The sequence below is a fragment of the Shewanella sp. HN-41 genome (assembly GCF_000217915.1).
Lineage (GTDB): Bacteria > Pseudomonadota > Gammaproteobacteria > Enterobacterales > Shewanellaceae > Shewanella.
The window spans coordinates 190,912-209,496 of record NZ_AFOZ01000013.1; the positions used below are offsets into that span (position 1 = coordinate 190,912).

The 18,585-nt window shown below is 46.8% G+C and carries 15 protein-coding genes and 1 riboswitch; of the genes, 14 read left to right on the forward strand and 1 reads right to left on the reverse strand.

Annotation, left to right across the window (positions count from 1 at the left end; genetic code table 11):
* Positions 1–11 precede the first annotated feature (11 nt).
* From SOHN41_RS02420 to SOHN41_RS02455, 8 genes are all read left to right on the forward strand, one after another.
* Positions 12–974, forward strand: coding sequence for a dienelactone hydrolase family protein (locus tag SOHN41_RS02420; protein WP_007645178.1), 963 nt, complete (start codon positions 12–14; stop codon positions 972–974).
* A gap of 734 nt (positions 975–1,708) precedes the next feature.
* Positions 1,709–2,302, forward strand: a complete 594-nt coding sequence (locus SOHN41_RS02425; RefSeq protein ID WP_007645183.1) for a hypothetical protein — start codon at positions 1,709–1,711, stop codon at positions 2,300–2,302.
* 1,333 nt (positions 2,303–3,635) lie between these two features.
* Positions 3,636–3,881: a hypothetical protein gene (locus SOHN41_RS02435; RefSeq protein ID WP_037457886.1), complete on the forward strand. Its 246-nt coding sequence runs from the start codon at positions 3,636–3,638 to the stop codon at positions 3,879–3,881.
* Positions 3,882–4,056: 175 nt separating this feature from the next.
* A complete protein-coding gene (locus SOHN41_RS02440) occupies positions 4,057–4,977 on the forward strand; it encodes a hypothetical protein (RefSeq protein ID WP_007645188.1) in 921 nt (306 codons plus the stop codon).
* Positions 4,977–5,417 carry a hypothetical protein gene (locus tag SOHN41_RS02445; protein ID WP_202797548.1) on the forward strand — a complete coding sequence of 147 codons (441 nt, stop codon included), beginning with the start codon at positions 4,977–4,979 and terminating at the stop codon, positions 5,415–5,417. Before SOHN41_RS02440 ends, SOHN41_RS02445 begins: the two co-directional genes overlap by 1 nt.
* Positions 5,414–6,370, forward strand: coding sequence for an AAA family ATPase (locus tag SOHN41_RS19580; protein ID WP_050801813.1), 957 nt, complete (start codon positions 5,414–5,416; stop codon positions 6,368–6,370). Before SOHN41_RS02445 ends, SOHN41_RS19580 begins: the two co-directional genes overlap by 4 nt.
* A 417-nt stretch (positions 6,371–6,787) precedes the next feature.
* A complete protein-coding gene (locus SOHN41_RS19585) occupies positions 6,788–7,468 on the forward strand; it encodes a hypothetical protein (protein ID WP_007645190.1) in 681 nt (226 codons plus the stop codon).
* Positions 7,469–7,634: 166 nt separating this feature from the next.
* Entirely contained in the window at positions 7,635–7,901 is a 267-nt protein-coding gene (locus SOHN41_RS02455; RefSeq protein WP_007645191.1) for a hypothetical protein, read from the forward strand.
* A 715-nt stretch (positions 7,902–8,616) separates the two neighbouring features.
* Here SOHN41_RS02455 and metH read toward each other — a convergent pair.
* On the reverse strand, positions 8,617–12,351 hold the full coding sequence (gene metH / locus SOHN41_RS02460; protein ID WP_007645192.1) for a methionine synthase: 3,735 nt from the start codon (positions 12,349–12,351) through the stop codon (positions 8,617–8,619).
* A gap of 286 nt (positions 12,352–12,637) precedes the next feature.
* Here metH and SOHN41_RS02465 point away from each other — a divergent pair, with 286 nt between their 5' ends.
* The 6 genes from SOHN41_RS02465 to cobU all read left to right on the forward strand — a co-directional run bounded on the left by SOHN41_RS02465 (position 12,638) and on the right by cobU (position 18,497).
* On the forward strand, positions 12,638–13,372 hold the full coding sequence (locus SOHN41_RS02465) for a histidine phosphatase family protein (RefSeq protein WP_007645194.1): 735 nt from the start codon (positions 12,638–12,640) through the stop codon (positions 13,370–13,372).
* Positions 13,373–13,549: 177 nt separating this feature from the next.
* Positions 13,550–13,711, forward strand: a riboswitch (cobalamin riboswitch).
* A 129-nt stretch (positions 13,712–13,840) separates the two neighbouring features.
* Positions 13,841–14,698, forward strand: a complete 858-nt coding sequence (locus SOHN41_RS02470; protein ID WP_083820719.1) for an ABC transporter ATP-binding protein — start codon at positions 13,841–13,843, stop codon at positions 14,696–14,698.
* A 32-nt stretch (positions 14,699–14,730) separates the two neighbouring features.
* A complete protein-coding gene (locus tag SOHN41_RS02475) occupies positions 14,731–15,843 on the forward strand; it encodes a FecCD family ABC transporter permease (RefSeq protein ID WP_086017337.1) in 1,113 nt (370 codons plus the stop codon).
* A gap of 79 nt (positions 15,844–15,922) precedes the next feature.
* Positions 15,923–16,990 (forward strand): nicotinate-nucleotide--dimethylbenzimidazole phosphoribosyltransferase, encoded by a 1,068-nt coding sequence (cobT, locus tag SOHN41_RS02480; RefSeq protein ID WP_007645200.1) that lies wholly within the window; start codon positions 15,923–15,925, stop codon positions 16,988–16,990.
* 98 nt (positions 16,991–17,088) lie between these two features.
* Positions 17,089–17,877, forward strand: a complete 789-nt coding sequence (locus SOHN41_RS02485; RefSeq protein ID WP_007645201.1) for an adenosylcobinamide-GDP ribazoletransferase — start codon at positions 17,089–17,091, stop codon at positions 17,875–17,877.
* A complete protein-coding gene (cobU, locus tag SOHN41_RS02490) occupies positions 17,874–18,497 on the forward strand; it encodes a bifunctional adenosylcobinamide kinase/adenosylcobinamide-phosphate guanylyltransferase (protein ID WP_007645202.1) in 624 nt (207 codons plus the stop codon). The genes SOHN41_RS02485 and cobU overlap by 4 nt, the downstream gene beginning before the upstream one ends.
* Positions 18,498–18,585: the final 88 nt, after the last annotated feature.

Here is an 18,585-nt window from a genome sequence, read left to right on the forward strand (position 1 = left end):
GAGAAAGAACGATGAGCCCACAACACAAATCCGACAGTGCAACGCCCGCCTCCCACCCTATCCCGCAGGAAGCCTTCGATTGGTACGATGAATATGCCCACGGCATTATCGATCGCCGTGAGTTTATGGCGCGCCTCGCAGGCTTAGTGGCACTGGGTTTTACCATGACCACGCTCACCGGCGCACTTATGCCTAACTACGCCTTAGCCGAGCAAGTCTCCTTTAACGATCCCAGTATTCAAGCCAGTTATGTGAAGTTTCCATCCCCAGAGGGCTATGGCGAAGGGCGCGGCTACTTAGTGATACCAAGCTCGCTGCTGATCCCTGGTAAAGAGGCGGGCGATCCTAAGACCTTAGATCCCACTAAAAAAGCCGCCGTAGTGTTAGTGGTGCACGAAAACCGCGGCCTTAATCCCTATATCGAAGATGTCGCCCGCCGCTTAGCGGCCAAGGGCTATATCGCCTTTGCCCCCGACGCCCTCTATAGCCTCGGCGGTTATCCCGGCAATGACGATGCGGGCCGCGCGATGCAAAGCAGTTTAGACCGGGCCAAAATCGAGCAGGACTTTATCGCCGCCGCCCGCTTTTTAAAGGCGCATCCCAATAGTAATGGCAAACTCGGCGCCGTCGGTTTCTGTTTTGGTGGCTATATAGTCAATATGCTCGCCGCCACCATTCCCGATGAACTCAATGCTGGTGTGCCTTTCTATGGCACCCCTGCGGCAACAGAGCTACGCAGCCGAGTGAAAGGGCCGCTGATGCTGCAATTTGCCGCCTTAGATCAACGAATTAACGATACTTGGGCCGAGTATGAAAACCAATTAAAAGCCAATAAAGCCGAGTATATTGCCTACCTCTATCCCAATGTGAATCATGGTTTCCATAATGATTCCACCGGCCGCTATGATGAGCCAACCGCCGAGCTTGCATGGGCAAGAACCTTGGATTTTTTTGGTAAATATCTACAAGGTTAGATTTTGCCGAATTGCAAAGGGGAATTTTGGGATGCGGCCTATCGGCCGAGGTGAATCAAAGTCGTGGGGCTTCACCCCCTGATTTTTTATCAAGAGTCGACCACAAGGGGAAATGCTTGTTTCCCTTTTGGAAATCCCTTGCCGAACAAGGTCCATGTCTAACCGCCAGTTTGCCCTCCCTTGCTCTGGTTCGAAACGTTGCTACGCAGCACTCACGCTAGCGAAGTTACATGCCTTAGCCCTTCATTTATAAATCAGAGCTTAGTGCTTATTCGAAAATCGCTAACCCTTTCGATGGGGCGCCCTATTCATTTAACCAAGAGTCCGAAAGCTAGCTTGGCATCTGATAGGCAGGATGCCTGAATGTCGTGAAGAGCATGGTCAATGATGTTATATACATCATCCTGACATTTTCCATTTCCCTATGGATCAGATGCACGGAAACGACCATGACCAGGCTCACTCCATCTGTTTAATAAAGTGTCTTCAATGCCCTTCAGCAACTTTGCAAGAATATGGTTTTGGGCGTTGTTGCCGAGTTATTAAGACAAAAAGAAAGCGGTTTGTCCCTCTTCTATCACACCTATCAATCTAATTGAAGATCCAATTAAAATTCAGTTAGTTGACCGTGGTCAATAAACCATAAAATCACAGTGTTATATTTTTGTTGGTGCTGTTGTGGGCTTATCCCAGACTTGTTTAACAACCGTATAAGCAGCATATAAGGGGGATGTATGAGTCAGCATATGAAGTTACCTTGGCTATTACTGGCATTATTTATTATGTCAGCAGGCTTAATGGCGGGAGCAGAGGCCGTGGCTAAGGATCAGGGCGCGAAACAGGCAGAGGTCCCGTGTAAGTGTATATGGGATAAAAATCGTAAATTTAATCCTGATAAAATTAACTATAAAGGCAATATTTGGCGTTGCAGTTTGTATTTAGACAATGGTGCCTGTAATGAGGTGGAGCTTATTGGCCCCGCCGATAATGCTGGCGAATTAAATCCGAGCCGTGTCTATAGCCTGATGAGCGATGTGCAAGCGGGTAAAGTGCGAATGGCTGATTTGTCCAAGGCCGAGCGTAAAGCTGTGCTCGACTCCCATTTAGCCGCGAGCAAGTACCCACACCAAACAACTAATATGTCCTGTGATGAGGTTAAATCACGAGCTGCGAGCACTAAGGCAAGAATACTCGAGGTGGTGACGGGCTTACATACCTGTTTGCAGGGGGAATTAAGGCAAGATTGCGACAACTTTTATCTGGACCAAAGGCGGCAGTGGGATGAATATGCCACCATGCGGACTGAACAGTTATTCCATTGCGAGTAGTGTTTTAGTTTCAATCCACAACCCTATGACATTGCTGGTTCGCTTGGTGTTGCGAATGGGCAATGTTATTGCTTATTGGATGCGGCCTATCGGCCGAGGTGAATCAAAGTCGTGGGGCTTCACCCCACACCCGACCAAAAGGGGAAAAGCGCCTGTTCCCCTTTTGGATATCCCCCGGCGTCCCTAACGGAGTTGAAAGCCCCTTGGGCATTAAGCGTCCTTATGCTAACGCGTCAGACGCTCGTCCCTGATTCGACTGACGCTATCTCGGCATCCATGCCTCGCTCACGCAACGAACGCAAATGCCCTGCGGCAACTCCGAGGGGATGGTGTATTCCTTTGGTTGTGGAGTTGTGGGCTTGCTCCTAAAAGCTAAATACTAAAATTAGTTATCACTTAACTATCTAATTTGTAATGCTAAAGTTATAGACAAGTGTACGCTATGTCGTTATCTTAGGTTTTTAACAAGGATGAAACTTAATCGTGACCACGGTTAAGTTCACTTGCATCAGGAAGATGTATCTTTATTTCGCTAGAAACGCCTCCTGAACAATATGCGATTAGCATCTAGAGCCTAGAGCCTAGAGCCTAGAGCCTAGAGCCTAGAGCCTAGAGCCTAGAGCCTATAAAAGCATTACAGCAGTGCAATCCCTTGGCTAATGGTTGTTAGCCAAGTGCGGTAGCCATGGCGGGGCTTTTGTTTTTGCGGCCTGTCGGCCGAGGTGAATCAAGGTCGTGGGACTTCACCCCCTAATTTTTAAACAAGAGTCGACCAAGAGGGGGAGCAACAGCAATTCCCTCATGCCTCTTTGTTAATAAGAGTCCTTGCCGCCCCCAACGGAGTTGAAAGCCCCTTGGACTCATTGGCAAATTTGCTATCGCTTCCGAAGGATGCGTCCCTGCACCTGCGAAAGCTAGCTCGCCATCCATGGCGAGACTCACGCAATTTGCCTATTCGCCCCGCGGCAACTCCGAGGGGATGGTGTACTCCTTCGGCTCAGGTGTTATTGGTCGATTATTAAGGCATAAAAATGTGCCTGTCCGATCTTTTCTAAAACGCTTCTCGGTATGTAAGGTCTCGATTTTTCTGCATGAAAAAATGTTGAAAACTGATCTTGATTGACACTAAGTTATTGAAATATTTTAATTATTTATTCTGGCTGTTCGAAGGTTAAGCCATTTACGGCTTGGGTTTCGTTAGAAGTCCGGGTAATACACTTTTAGCTGAATTCATCGTCATGTGAGTGGACTGCTCTTTTACTGACATACTTCAACGATTTGTATACCAATCAAAATTATAGTCTGTGAGTCTATCTAAATGGATGTAGGAACTATGAATAAAGACCTCAAAAAAGTAACTGCAAATGATCTTTCGAAGATGTACGGCAGTGCAATGGAGAACTCCATCCAACGAAATGCGACTGAGGGTGAATTCAAACGTCGTGAACTATTTTGGATTCGGTTTACTGCTATAGTCGCGATCATTTCTTTATTAATTATGGGAATTACTGCAATAGGCTCGTTTGCACTTGATTATTATAGTGTGATAACTACAAAAGAGGTTATCGTACCTAAATAGACATTCAGCTAACAAACTGTTCAAGAGGGATTCGCAACGCGTGGCGTTTTTACTATGCGTTGGTTTAAGTGATTAAGGTGGTCTGCGGCGGCTTCGGTATTGCATTGTCCACCCCTTAACAGGGCGTTATGGCAGGCCATAGAGTAGAAGACACAATGGACTTTGGAATTATTAAATGATCCACACTACGTACGGAATTTTTGACGGGGATTCATGGGAAGACCTGTGTCAAATAATTTTTAAATCAAAGTATAAAGATAAACAATACCAAGAAATGGTTGCATCTCCTGGTGATTTCGGGATCGAAGGGTTTACGAAATTAGACGGGATGGCATTTCAGTGTTATTGCCCAGATACCAACTACACTCAAAAAGAATTGTACGATAAGCAGAGAGACAAAATAACTAAAGACCTTGAGAAGCTTAGAACATATGAAAATGAAATTTCTCGTCGAATGGGTAAAACGAAAATCAAAGAGTGGGTTTTCGTTACTCCGATAATCACCGACAATAAATTGCTCCGTCACGCGCAAGCGAAGCAAGAAGAGGTTGTCAAATGGGGGCTTTCAATTATACATCCTGACTTCAAAGTTATTCTTCAAGACGCTGATTTTTTTGCAACTGAAATCAATGAAATCCTAACAGCGAAAGGAAAAAAGATTACTCTTTTTTCTGCATTAGAATTGGCAAGTCAAGCAGAAGAAAAAGATGTCTCAGAATATGAGGAGAATATCAGTAGGAAAAATAAAGTTCGCTGTACATTCAATGGAGTTTTAAATGAAGAAAAGCATCTAAAATTGAATCGCCTAACTTCAAATAAATGGCTCCAAAGTGAGCTATTCCTAAAAGATATTGAGAAAAAGGCCTCGGAAATCTACTTTCATGTGATGAGGGTAATAAACCAATATGAAAGTGAAGTAGAAGAGTTGTGTATAACTTGGCGCGGAGACGCTGAAGAATTGATATCTAAGGTTCGAGACGAATTAGCTCAAAGATTGGGAGAGGCAACTCCTACTTTAGGAGAGGCAGAGAGGTATCGGATAGCTGATCAAATGACTTCAAAGTGGATTGCATTGTGTCCGTTAGGTATTGAATGATGAATAAACTTACATTTCACAGAAAGCCTATGCCACTTATGGCTGAGCATAGACCTATCTATAAAATCACTCAACTACTATTAGTATTAAATCTCTCGTCAAGAGGAAAGCAATCTAGCTTAATTCGACTACATTTGTTCAGCTGGGTGTTGAAGGATGATAGAAGAAAAAAGATGTTGTTAGAGTCGGCGAACCAAAACCAAATTTTATTTGGAGTTTGGGGGGTTGACCCAGCGGTCAATATATCGCTTCAGTATGCTGAAGCAGAAGGACTGATTAGCAAATCTGGATTGTCATATAAGTTAACTAAAAATGGCGCTAAATACATTGCAAAAATTGATAGCGAGATAGCTTTTAAAGATGATTACTTTTTTCTTGAGACTTTAGGTTCGAAAATTACTGAAGGCATGGTGGAAAATATTATTGGGGAATGGGAATGATTGGCTTGCAGCTAGAAAAATTCAAAATAGTTCTCTATACAACTGGCGGGGAGTACGGATTTGAATGTGAATTTAAATCTGGATTAAACGTTGTGCGCGGTAATAATTCCTCAGGTAAAAGCACATTGGTTAATTCTCTTGTCTATTCACTTGGCATGGAGGAGATTCTTGGAGGAAAAGGTGAAAAGACCTTGCCTTATGCATTGAAGGAATATGTTGAAAGTGAAGAAAAGGATAAGGTAAAGATAGTATCTTCTTACGTCTATTTACAGATTTCAAATAAGAATAATGATGTTGTAACGTTAAAAAGAGCAATAAACTCGTCTGAAAAGGATACGAAACTAATTGAAGTCATACATGGGGATTATCTTTCGAAAAGTGATAAAAAATTTGATATATCTCCAAAGTATTTACATGATAAAGGCTCTGCACAGAACGCTGAATCAGGCTATTTTACATTCCTTGAAAATTTTTTAAATTTAAGCCTTCCGTTTGTTCCTGGAGCCAATGGTGGAGAAGTTAAACTCTATATTCAAACCATTTTTTCCGCTCTCCTAATTGAGCAAAAGAGAGGGTGGACTGATTACATAGCGAATACTCCCTATTACGCTATCCGTGATGTGAGAACAAAAATCGTTGAATTTATTCTGGGGTTGGATGTTTTCGAAAACGAAAGACTTAAATCAACTTTGACAACAGAGCTGGCCAATATTCAATCCAAATGGTCTGAGGAAAAGGTTAAAATTGGACTACTGGAAGAGGATCATTCTATCAGTGTGATGGGTGTTAAACGTACAGCTGATGATATTTTTGACCCGAAACTAGTCAGAATTACTAAGCAAGTTGAGGATTCTACCTTTGTTCTAAGTGATTACATTGTTGAATTGGTAAGAAAAATTGAGGCTATTGATGAGGCTGAGAAAAAACAAGAGATGATGTTGCTATCGATTTAATAGAGGCATATGAAAGTTCAAAAGCAGAGTTAGACCAGCTGGCTTCTATGCTTGATTCTGCTAATGCGGAGATTCGGCTTTCCAAAGCTAGGCTGGCTGAGTATTTATCACTTAAATCAGAAATAGAAAAAGACTTAGAAAAAATAAGATTGCTAAAAAACTCAAGGAATTTGGTGCGGAGAGTGGTTTAAGCCTTGCGCTTGATAGTTGTCCGGCTTGTCATCAACACGTAGATGATGCCTTGTTTTTAGCAGATACCCTTATACAACCGATGAGTATTGATGAAAATGTAAAGTACTTGGATAGCCAGAAAAAGATGGTATCTAGATATATTTTAGGGTTAGAAAAACAATTAGAAAATTAGAGTCACAAGCACGTGAATATTCAGAAAATGTTTCTGATAAACGTGCAGTATGCATGAGTTTTAAGAGGCAGATACGATTATCTGGCAGTGCAGAAGAGACTGATTTAAGAGTTAGGCTACAACTTGAGCTTAAAGTAGAAAACCTCTTGAAAGCGGAAAAATTCATAGATAGCTCAGTCGACAAATTAGTAAATATCAGTAATGAGCTTCGGAATGTTAAGGCCAAGTTAGCAGGCTTGCCGGAACGGAAATCATCTATTGAGGATATCAAAAAGTATAATAAATTTCAGAATCATTTCCGAAGCTATGCAAACATTTTTGGCTATAAGAGTGCGCCAACTTCAGATATAGAAATAAATAGAGACACATTATTTCCATACTTGGCAGGGCTGGAGTTGAGGGAAGTAAATACGGATATAAAATCTGATTCTTCAGCAAGTGACTTTGTGAGGCTTATCTGGGCTTATTTACTAGCAGTATATACAGCTTCAGAAGAGTTAGGCGGGAATCACCCAGGATTAGTTCTTTTGGATGAGCCAGGTCAGCATTCAATGGGAGTTACAAGTGTAAATGCACTTTTGACGACTATCTCTAAACAGCGAAATATTCAAGGCATTGTGGCTGCGTCTTTTGATGAGAGTGATGAAGTATTTGATGAGTCTGTGCTTGGAGTCAATCATCACTTAATAGAGTGCGGCTACAAGCTTTTGAAACCTGTAAGTCAGATGCCATAACAAGCGCCTGCAATCAGACCTCCGGCCACTGTCTCCTTTTGTGCAAAAAACGCACAAAAGGCGCCAGTAGCCTACGGCAGTTGAGGCGAGCATTATACGAAACCAATATGAAAGAATGGATTGATGTAAAAAAAGATTTTGAGCCAATTTTGAGCCAGAAGGTTCGTTGAGAGATATCTATATTGAAGATATCAATGAGTCCGTTTGGAATCTCTTTTTACGCAATCTACCTGATTCGGGTTATCAGTTAAGCTTTACACATGGTCAGAACGTTGTAGCTTTGCCAAAGTCTTTTGCCGAAATTAAGCAGTTGCAAGAAACTGAACCAACAACCCTTGGAATTGCTATAGAGAATGGTATTTGGATAAATTGCCATTTTTTCATAGAATCGGAAATAGAGTTAGATTTATCACCGAAAGATATTGATATCTAAAGTAAATTTGAAATCCTTGTTGGCTTTCTACACTGGCTGCATTTAGGTCTACAAAAGCCTGTAAAATTAACTCATGAAAACGCTCAAACAGAGGTTATTCTTTGTTTAAGCTAAAATCGTATAACAAAGTTTTAACGAGCCACCCATTGTTAAATTTCTAAAATTGGTAGTAAACATTATTCGGTTTGCTTTGCATGGCTAGCGAACAACACAAAATCAGCAGAAGTTCACCTATCCCCTGCGAAGTTGCTGAATGGCGTTGAAGACTATTTATTGAAAGAATGGCGCGTGACGCAGACAGGACGTCTGCGTAGCTTTCGGGGAAGGGGCGAATGGAAATTGGTGATTTTCGCGCTTATGAGCGAGAGGCTGGGACTGCCGAACTGGATGGCTTTACATTGATGTAAAGCGGAACCATCGGAAGCGATAGCAATTTATCCATAAGACCAAGGCCAGTCTCTAATGCATGTAACTTCGCTAGGGTGAGTGCTGCGTAGCAGAGTTACGAACGAGAGCCATGGATGGCGAACTGGCAGTTAAACATGGATGTTGTTCGGCAAGGACTCTTGGTAACTAAGATGCAAGAGGGGGATTGCTGTTGATCCCCTTCTTGCCCTGGTGTGGAATGGAATTCCACGACTTTGATTTTGACTTATAAATTCAAACGAAGTTTGAATCAGCTTTTCAAACCGCGTTAGCGTAAGTCCGATCCTGATTACTCAGGGTCATAGTCCAACACTGGCGCCAGCCACTTCTCCGTTTCTGCGACTGTCATCCCCTTACGCTTGGCGTAATCCTCCACCTGATCGCGGCCGATATTACTTACACCAAAATAGCGGGATTTAGGGTGGGCAAAATACCAACCCGATACCGCCGCCGTGGGGAACATGGCGTAGCTTTCGGTGATGTTCAGGTCTATGGTTTCATTCGGCTTTAACAGCTCCCACAACAGGCCCTTTTCGGTGTGATCCGGGCAGGCGGGGTAACCCGGTGCCGGACGAATACCTTTGTATTTCTCGCGGATTAAGGCTTCGTTATCCAATTGCTCATCGGCGGCATAACCCCAAAACTCCTTACGCACGCGCTCGTGCATCCGCTCGGCAAAGGCTTCGGCTAAACGGTCGGCTAAGCACTTGAGCATAATGGCATTGTAGTCGTCATGGTTGGCCTCGAAACGCGCTACATGCTCATCAATCCCATGGCCTGCGGTCACAGCAAAGCCGCCCATATAGTCGGCGACGCCGCTGTCTTTGGGCGCAACGAAGTCGGCGAGACAGAAGTTATCGTTACCGACCCGCTCAAGCTGCATCCTAAGATGATGGGTGGTCATTTCGACTTCGGTGCGTGACTCATCGGTATACAACTCAATATCATCAAAGTTGACGGTATTGGCGGGGAACAGCCCAATCACGCCCTTGGCGGTGAGCCATTTTTCCTCGATGATTTTTTTAAGCATGGCCTGACCATCGGCGAACAGTTTTTGCGCCTCAACGCCCACCACTTTGTCGGTTAAGATCTCGGGGTAATGGCCGTGTAATTCCCAGGCGCGGAAAAACGGTGTCCAGTCGATACGGTCGACTAAATCGGTTAATGGATAATCTTCAAACACTTGGCGGCCGAGCACCTTAGGTGTGAACGGGGTGTAATTGGCCCAATCGTGTTGGCAGCGGTTATCGCGCGCCGCTTCGAGTGACACTATTTCTTTGCGCTTGGCCTGGGATAAACGCTTAGTGCGCATATCATCGTACTCGGCGTAGGTTTCATCGATTGTGGCTTGGCGGGTCTCGTTATTCACCAGTTTGCTCACCATAGGCACGGCGCGGGAGGCGTCGGCAATATAGATGGCGCCATGGGGATAATGGGGCGCAATTTTGACCGCGGTATGGATTTTCGAGCAGGTCGCGCCGCCGATAATGGCGGGGATGGTTAAGCCCTCACGGTGGAAGGTTTTTACGTTGTGGACCATCTCATCTAGGCTTGGGGTGATAAGGCCGGACATGCCGATAATGTCGATATTGTGCTCTTTCACCGCCTCGAGAATCCGCTCCACCGAGACCATCACACCTAAATCGAATACCTCAAAGCCGTTACAGGCCAGCACCACGCCGACAATATTTTTGCCGATATCGTGCACGTCGCCCTTAACCGTCACCATCAAAATCTTGCCGTTAGACTGGCCTGCGACCTTTTCCTTTTCAATAAACGGATTGAGGTAGGCCACGGCCTTTTTCATCACCCGCGCCGACTTAACCACCTGCGGCAGGAACATTTTACCCGAGCCAAACAGGTCGCCGACGATATTCATGCCGTCCATCAGCGGGCCTTCGATCACATCCAGCGGACGCGATGCTCCTTGGCGGGCGGCTTCGGTATCTTCATCGATAAATTCGGTAATGCCTTTCACCAGCGCGTGGGCTAAACGTTCGTTGACTGGCCATGAGCGCCATTCTAAATCTTCTTTTTTGGCTCCTGTGGAGCCGTCACCGCGGAATTTTTCTGCAATTTCAAGTAACTGCTCAGTGTTGCTCGACCCCTCAACCGGGCAGGGCAGGTTGAGTACGACATTTTCAACCCGCTCTTTAAGCTCAGGGTCGATATCATCGTAAATCGCTAATTGGCCGGCGTTAACTATACCCATATCCATGCCGACTTTGATGGCATGGTAGAGGAATACCGCGTGGATCGCCTCACGCACTGGGTTATTACCACGGAAAGAGAACGACACGTTCGACACGCCGCCCGAGATCATCGCATGGGGCAGGGTGGCTTTAATCTCTTTAATGGCATCAATAAAATCGACGGCATAGTTGTCATGCTCATCGATACCCGTGGCGATGGCAAAAATGTTCGGGTCGAAGATGATGTCTTCTGGTGGAAAGCCGACCTTATCGACCAGCACGCGGTAGGCGCGGGTACATATCTCTATCTTGCGGGCCTTAGTGTCGGCCTGACCTTGCTCGTCGAAGGCCATGATAATGGCCGCGGCGCCGTAGCGTTTGACTAGGGTCGCCTGTTCGATAAATTTGGCTTCGCCTTCTTTGAGGGAAATCGAGTTAACTATGCCCTTGCCTTGAATGCATTTGAGGCCAGCTTCAATCACTTCCCATTTAGAGGAGTCGATCATAATAGGTACGCGGCTGATATCGGGCTCGGAGGCAATCAAGTTTAAAAACTTGTGCATGATCTCCACGCCATCGAGCATGCCTTCGTCCATGTTGATATCGATGATCTGCGCGCCGCTCTCGACCTGCTCGCGGGCGACATCGAGTGCCTGCTCAAACTTGCCTTCTTTGACAAGCTTTAAAAACTTGGCCGAGCCCGTGACGTTGGTCCGTTCACCCACGTTAACGAATAGGGTCTGGGCGTCGATAGTGAGTGGTTCCAAACCCGAAAGACGACAGGCGACGGGGATGTCGGGTAATGTTCTAGGGCTATATCTTTCAACCGCTTGACGAATAACGCGAATATGTTCAGGCGTGCTACCACAGCAACCGCCGATAATATTGAGCATGCCCTCACGTGCCCAATCTTCGATAACGTTGGCCATATCCTCAGGGGTTTCATCGTAGCCGCCAAACTCGTTTGGCAGGCCTGCGTTTGGGTGAGCCGACACATAACACTCGGCGATACGGGAGAGTTCCTCCACATAGGGACGCAGTTCTTTTGGCCCGAGTGCGCAGTTAAGGCCGATAGATAAGGGCTTGATATGGCGCAGGGAATTGTAAAAAGCTTCGGTCGTTTGGCCTGTTAATGTGCGGCCTGAGGCATCGGTAATCGTGCCCGAGATCATTATGGGTAATCTGTCGTTGGAATGCTGACCAAATAGGTCATCAAATACAGATTCAATCGCAAACAGTGCGGCCTTGGCGTTTAAGGTATCGAAAATGGTTTCAACCATAATGATATCCGCGCCGCCTTCGATCAGCGCTTTGGTGGATTCTTTGTAAGCGGTCACTAACTCATCGAAACTGACGTTACGATAACCTGGGTCGTTCACATCTGGGCTTATCGAACAAGTGCGGTTAGTGGGCCCTAACACTCCGGCGACGTAGCGCGGAATTCCCGTGGCTGCGGCGATTTCATCACAGGCCTCGCGGGCGAGGCGGGCACCCTCGCGGTTAATCTCGGCGGACAGCGACTGCATATCGTAGTCGGCCATGGCGATAGTCGTGGCGTTAAAGGTGTTGGTTTCAATAATGTCGGCACCGGCGTTTAGGTAGTCGGTGTGAATCTGTTTGATGATATGTGGCTGAGTTAAGACTAATAGATCGTTATTGCCTTTGACATCGGTATGCCAATCCTTAAAACGTTCGCCGCGATAATCCTCTTCTTCCAGTTTGTAGCCTTGGATCATAGTGCCCATGGCACCGTCTAAGATCAGAATGCGCTTGGACAACTGGTTGCGAATGTCTGCCAGTATTTGGCTGGCTCGATGGGTAGATATCGCCATAAAATGATTACCTTTACTACAGCTAAGTTGAGTCCAAAGTACGCAATCCTGTGGCAAATTGCATTTTATTATTGGATGTCGGGCGTTTTGTTTTGGACATTTAAACGTATAGACGTCCATAATACGCGACATCGGATTGTCAGGGCAAGATGAAAGTCAAAGTCAAAGTCAAAGTCAAAGTCATTAGAATCGAGAATCGAGAATCTAGAATCTAGGCCCTAGGCATTAGCTTTGGTTCCTAGCACCTAGGCCCTAGGCTTTAGCACTTAAGTTTTTAAAGGCAGATATGAGACAAGTTCGCTTATTACTGTTGCGCCACGGTGAGTGCGAAGGTGGCTCCATTTTACGGGGGCGTGTGGATGTGCCGCTGAGCGCAAAGGGGTGGCAACAAATGTCGGCGGCCGCAGAGGCACAGCCGGGAATTCGCCATGGGATTTATAGCTCAACCTCGCGGCGCTGCGCCGAATTTGCTAAGGCATTTGCCGGCTCTGTGGTCGTGAAGGATCAGCATTTGAATGTCCCTAACCCCTTGAGCGTCACCTTGCTTGATAGCTTGCAGGAACTCGATTTTGGAGATTGGGATGGGCGTACATTCGAGGAGCTATACCAGCAAGAGGGTGAACGGTTAGCGGCCTATTGGCAAAATCCATGGTTAGCACCGCCACCCCAAGGGGAATCCATGGCGAGTTTTGAGCAGAGGGTTAATGCTGCCATCGAGGGCATTTTGGACCAAGCCTTTGCTCAAATGATACAGGATAATCAAGCTGCCCCTACTGAGTTAAGCAAAATGCTAAGCGTCGAATCGAGTGCCGCCCAAACGGCCACTATTTGGGTCATTAGCCATGGTGGTGTGCTCCGTCATTTAATGGCAAGGGCGCTTGGCGCGGTGCAGGTGCAGGGTTTTTATAGCCAATTGACACTGCCAGAGGCCGCTGTGGTTGGCATCAATGTGCTCGAAGATGCGTTCGGTGAGCGTTATTGGCGTTTAGACTGGCCCGGTGCCATGTCAAGGTGTACTTGATGTGGGAGATCCTGTTAGCACAATCAATATCAGCGTTTTATCATTTAAACGGCATTGCCTTACAAGCTAGATATAGGATAATGCATTTTCTTGATGTTTCTGCTTAAGCAGAAATATCGCAGCAATAGGTGTTGGGAATCTACCCTTGGATATTTTGCTACTGCGCCGTATGGTGAAAAAGGCAGATATTCCATGCGTATATCAACCCATACATAATAGGGAATCGGGGCGCTCTGTCAGCCAGCCCGAACTGTACCCGCAACTGTGAGTAGTAAAAGAAGAACCTAAAGCCTTCTTCCCCTACAAGTCAGGAGACCTGCCTATTGCTGTTATCGCTGCGTGCAGCTTTAGTTCTCGAGCGGGTAACTCGAGGGAGCAGAATATGATGATCAATATATCGGCCTTTTGGGCAACGGTTTGTTTTTACGCGGGGGTTTTGTCTCAGTGAAGCCGTCCCAATTACAGCCAATGAAAACCTCTATCCCAGATACCGCACTCAAGGTGAGTGATTTGAGCTGGGTTATCGAGGGTAAAACCATTCTCGCGGATATTAATTTTGCTTTGCAAACTGGCCAGATGCTGGGGCTTATTGGCCCCAACGGTGCGGGCAAGTCGAGTCTGCTGCGTTGTATTTACCGTTTTGTGCGCCCAACCCATGGCAGTATTAGCCTTTTTAATCAAAATATTGAGCAGCTATCGCCCAAGACTTTCGCCTGCAAAGTTGCCGTTGTACAGCAGGATACGCCCCATTATTTTGATATGACGACCGAGCAATTGGTGGCGATGGGATTAACGCCCCATAAGGGCATGTTCGATACCAATTCTAGCTGTGACAGGCAAAGGATTGCTAAGGCTCTGGAAAAGGTGGGTCTAAGCCACAAACTACACCAACAGTATGAGCGTTTGTCCGGCGGCGAAAAACAGCGAGCCCTGATCGCACGCGCCATAGTCCAACAACCACAATTGCTCATTTTGGATGAGCCAACCAATCATCTAGATGTGCGTTATCAGATCCAAATCCTTGAATTAGTAAGGAGCCTTGGCATTAGCGTAATAGCCTCAATTCATGATCTCAATTTAGCCAGTGCCCTGTGTGACCGTTTGTTATTGCTCGATAAGGGGGCTGTGAGTGCTATTGGCACGCCGACCGAGGTGTTAACCGAGGCGCGTATCGGCGATGTCTTTGGTGTCTGCGCGCAGGTATCGCGTCATCCTCAACATGGCAATCCTTTGATCAGTTACTTCTATGGTTACCAAAAGCAGCAGATCTTACACGAGTCGCAACTCCCCGAACTCTACCCCTGCGGACTTAAGGGGGATGAATGAAACAGGCAATGACGCATATGCTCGGCAATATGATGAATCGTATTTTAACACCGTTAACTCAACAGCAATGGTTGATCCTAGGATTAGTGATCCTAGGGATATTAACGCCAATAGCCGCGGCGAGTTTTGGGGCGGCAACTATTAGTTTTTTAGATGTATTACATGTGGTTATCAGTAAGTTATCCCAGAGTTTTGACACGCTAAACACAACGAATGCGAATGGCATCACCGAGCGCATTGTGATGGAGCTCAGGCTGCCACGGATTTTGCTCGCCTTTGTGGCGGGGGCGGGTCTATCCCTTGCGGGGAGTGTGCTGCAAACTGTGACCCGCAATCCACTGGCCGATCCCTATTTATTCGGTATTAGCTCAGGCGCCTCCTTTGGGGCGGTCGTTATGCTCACCCTGTTCACAGGATCAGGTTTATTTGAGAGCGCCGGGGTTGTCGCCAATGCGGGGATCTTCAGTGGTTCGGGGGTATTTGCAGGTTTACTCTGGTTTAGCTTGCCCTTTGGCGCCTTTATTGGTGCCAGTTTATCTGTGCTGATTGTACTTGCCTTGTCTGGACTTGGGCTTAACAGTCAAGTGGAGCGTATGCTGCTTTCCGGTGTGGCGACCTCTTTTATGTTTGGCGCCTTGACGAGTTTGTTATTGTATTTTGCTAGCCCGCAGGCAACGGCATCGGTGCTTTTTTGGAGTTTAGGCAGTTTTGCGAAGGCCAGTTGGCCGCTGTTGATTTTGCCTACTTTAGTCGTCGGCGCGAGTCTGTTGATTATTTTAGGGATGAAACGGCAGATTATGGCATTACAGGCCGGGGATGAAACCGCCCATACCTTGGGGGTAAACGTGCCCAAACTGCGGCTCAATATGTTGCTGCTTTGCTCTTTGATTACGGCGATTTTAGTCGCGACCTGTGGCGGTATTGGCTTTGTGGGATTGATGATCCCCCACACGGTACGATTACTATTTCCTGGACAGCAGCCCATAGTGCTAACCGCGTTGGTGGGGGGATTATTTATGGTGTGGATAGATGTACTCGCCCGCTGTTTGCTCGGTAATCAAGAGTTACCCGTGGGGATTATCACCGCCGCCCTCGGGAGTTTCTTCTTTTTGCTTATCCTGCGTCGGCGTAAAGTGGCCATGTAATTTAATGCTTAAGACGTATGGAAAATTGGCGTGGGATGCGTCGTAGTGATTCAATTTGGATTTAGCAAGTGGAGTGTAAATGCCTCAATCAGCCGTTTCGTTTCAAATAAACCCTGTGAGCAAAGTACAAGATCAGACGATTCAACAGAAAATAGATCTTAAGACTAAGCCACCCGGCTCCCTTGGGCTGCTCGAATCCTTGGCATTGCAAATTGCTCGTATACAGGGCGCAGAGCAGCCACAAACTGATGTGCTAAAAATAGTCCATCCTACTCTGTTAGTGTTTGCGGGTGATCATGGCATTGCGGCAGAAGGTGTGTCGATTGCGCCCAGCGAAGTGACCCGCCAAATGGTGCAAAACTTTGCCCATGGCGGTGCGGCGATCAATGTGTTCTGCCGTCAGGTGGGGTTTAAGCTCGAAGTCATTGACTGCGGTATTTTAACGCCGGTTGAAGGTGTTGAAGGCATTATCGATCAACGTCTTGGCGCAGGGACTGGCGCTATTCACTTAGAACCCGCTATGGCGCTTGAAACCGTGGATAAAGGGTTTGCCATGGCGCGGGACTTAATTGAACGCCACCACCAGAGCGGGTGTAATCTGGTCGCCTTTGGCGAGATGGGCATAGGTAACACCTCTGCAGCATCTGCAATTATGGCGGCAATCATGCAGCTTGATGTGGTTGAGTGCGTTGGCTGTGGCACGGGCATCAACAGTGAAACCCTAGAACGTAAGTTGATGTTAGTTGAGTTGGCCCTGTTACAACATCAAAGCGCCTTAACGGGTCCAAGGGCCGTGTTAGCCTGCCTCGGTGGATTCGAAATAGTGCAGATGACAGGGGCCATGCTGGCCGCCGCCGAACGTAATATGTTGGTGGTTGTGGATGGTTTTATCGCCACAGCGGCGGCATTAGTCGCAGTACAAATTGCCCCCAATGTGCGTGATTATTTAATTTTCGCCCATCAGTCCGAGGAACAGGGACACCAGCGCATGTTGGCCTTTTTGCAGGCAAAGCCCCTGTTGTCCCTTGGCCTTAGATTAGGTGAGGGGACTGGCGCCGCCTTGGCATTACCGCTGATCCAAGCCGCAGTAAATTTTTACAATGAAATGGCGAGTTTTAGTGATGCAGGTATTGAGGCTGTTGTATGATGTGTGCCAGCTAAGTCGCTTATTTTAAAATAATAACTTTTAGCCAACCGTTTTAATCTTAAACCTTGCAGCAAGTGTTAATTCACTAAGGATGCTTTATGTCAGAACGCGAAAGCTGGCACAAAGAGATAGATTTATTTTTAGTTGCCATGGGTTATTTTACCCGCATTCCTATGCCCAAATGGGTGGAGGTCGATGCGGATAAATTAAACAAGGCTAGTCGTTATTTTGGTTTAGTCGGTTTGTTGGTCGGCCTGTTAAGCGCCATCGTATTTTGGCTGACGCAGAACTGGTTGCCTGCAGGGGTGTCTGTGCTCCTAGCTATGGTGACCGGTGTCTTACTCACCGGCGGATTCCACGAGGATGGATTGGCCGATACTTTCGATGGCTTTGGCGGGGGCTGGACGGCCGAAGACAAGCTACGCATCATGAAAGACTCGCGCCTTGGTAGCTATGGTGCTCTGGCCTTGATGTTAGTGTTGTTGCTTAAATGGCAAATGTTGGTTGAGTTGGCGCTATATGACCCTGTGGTCGCGGGCTCGGCACTGATTGTGGCGCATACTGTGAGTCGCGTGGTCGCCGCCAGTATTATCTTTACTGAAAAGTATGTGCGTGACGATGAGACCAGCAAGTCTAAACCATTATCGCAACATCAAGGAATTAACGAGTTATTTATTCTCGTCGCCAGTGGTGTGCTAGTGCTGCTTTTCCTTAAGGGCTTAGCCGCACTGTCCCTATTATTAGTGATGATAGGTTTACGTCGATTGTTTGTGGTTATTTTTAGGCGTCAGATTGGTGGTTATACGGGAGATACCTTAGGTGCTGCGCAGCAAATAGCTGAAATAGTGTGTTATTTTGTGCTGTTAGTCGTGGGTAGCATTCTGTGATCCACTTAGTCCTAGGCGGTGCCCGTAGTGGCAAGAGCCGCTATGGTGAATCCCTTGTGCGCCAATACACTGCGCTGGGGTTCGATGCCTGTTATGTGGCGACGGCGCAGGCATTGGATGCTGAAATGGCAACGCGCATCGCAATGCATCAAGAGGAACGCTTAGGCGATGATATCGAGTGGCAACTCTTCGAGGAGCCACTCGCCCTAACGGCACTGCTAAAACGATTAGCAAGGCCGGGGAGGGTTATTTTAGTCGATTGTTTAACCCTTTGGTTAACCAATCAATTACTCGCCTCTACTGCCAAGATGGATGAACCCGCACCGACCGAGTGGCATGCTGCAACGGACTTCGCGACAGACTTTGCAACCTCAAACTCCGGTAATGACGCGCTGGCGAATTGGTCAGTAGAGAAAGCCGCTTTCATCGATTCCCTTGCCGAACTCGAAGGGGTGGTGATTTTGATCGGCAATGAAGTCGGCTCTGGCATAGTGCCCTTAGGCGAGTTAAGCCGGCAATTTGTTGACGAGGCGGGTTGGCTCAATCAAGCCGTGGCAGCCTTAGCCGACAATGTCACCCTAGTAGTGGCGGGTTTACCCTTAGCATTAAAGCCCATTTAGCATTTAAAGGCAGTATAGACTTGGCTGAGGTGAGCTAAGCCAATCTGGCTGTTCGGTTAATATTCGTCAACGAGAATCAGTTGTTAAT

Coding starts and splice junctions, on each gene's coding strand:
- SOHN41_RS02425 (WP_007645183.1), top strand. CDS start 1,709: ATGAGTCAGCATATGAAGTTACCTTGGCTATTACTGGCATTATTTATT.
- SOHN41_RS02485 (WP_007645201.1), top strand. CDS start 17,089: ATGTCAGAACGCGAAAGCTGGCACAAAGAGATAGATTTATTTTTAGTT.
- metH (WP_007645192.1), bottom strand. CDS start 12,351: ATGGCGATATCTACCCATCGAGCCAGCCAAATACTGGCAGACATTCGC.
- SOHN41_RS02475 (WP_086017337.1), top strand. CDS start 14,731: ATGAATCGTATTTTAACACCGTTAACTCAACAGCAATGGTTGATCCTA.
- SOHN41_RS02470 (WP_083820719.1), top strand. CDS start 13,841: ATGAAAACCTCTATCCCAGATACCGCACTCAAGGTGAGTGATTTGAGC.
- SOHN41_RS02420 (WP_007645178.1), top strand. CDS start 12: ATGAGCCCACAACACAAATCCGACAGTGCAACGCCCGCCTCCCACCCT.
- SOHN41_RS02445 (WP_202797548.1), top strand. CDS start 4,977: ATGAATAAACTTACATTTCACAGAAAGCCTATGCCACTTATGGCTGAG.
- cobT (WP_007645200.1), top strand. CDS start 15,923: ATGCCTCAATCAGCCGTTTCGTTTCAAATAAACCCTGTGAGCAAAGTA.
- SOHN41_RS02440 (WP_007645188.1), top strand. CDS start 4,057: ATGATCCACACTACGTACGGAATTTTTGACGGGGATTCATGGGAAGAC.
- SOHN41_RS19580 (WP_050801813.1), top strand. CDS start 5,414: ATGATTGGCTTGCAGCTAGAAAAATTCAAAATAGTTCTCTATACAACT.
- SOHN41_RS02465 (WP_007645194.1), top strand. CDS start 12,638: ATGAGACAAGTTCGCTTATTACTGTTGCGCCACGGTGAGTGCGAAGGT.
- SOHN41_RS19585 (WP_007645190.1), top strand. CDS start 6,788: ATGAGTTTTAAGAGGCAGATACGATTATCTGGCAGTGCAGAAGAGACT.
- SOHN41_RS02435 (WP_037457886.1), top strand. CDS start 3,636: ATGAATAAAGACCTCAAAAAAGTAACTGCAAATGATCTTTCGAAGATG.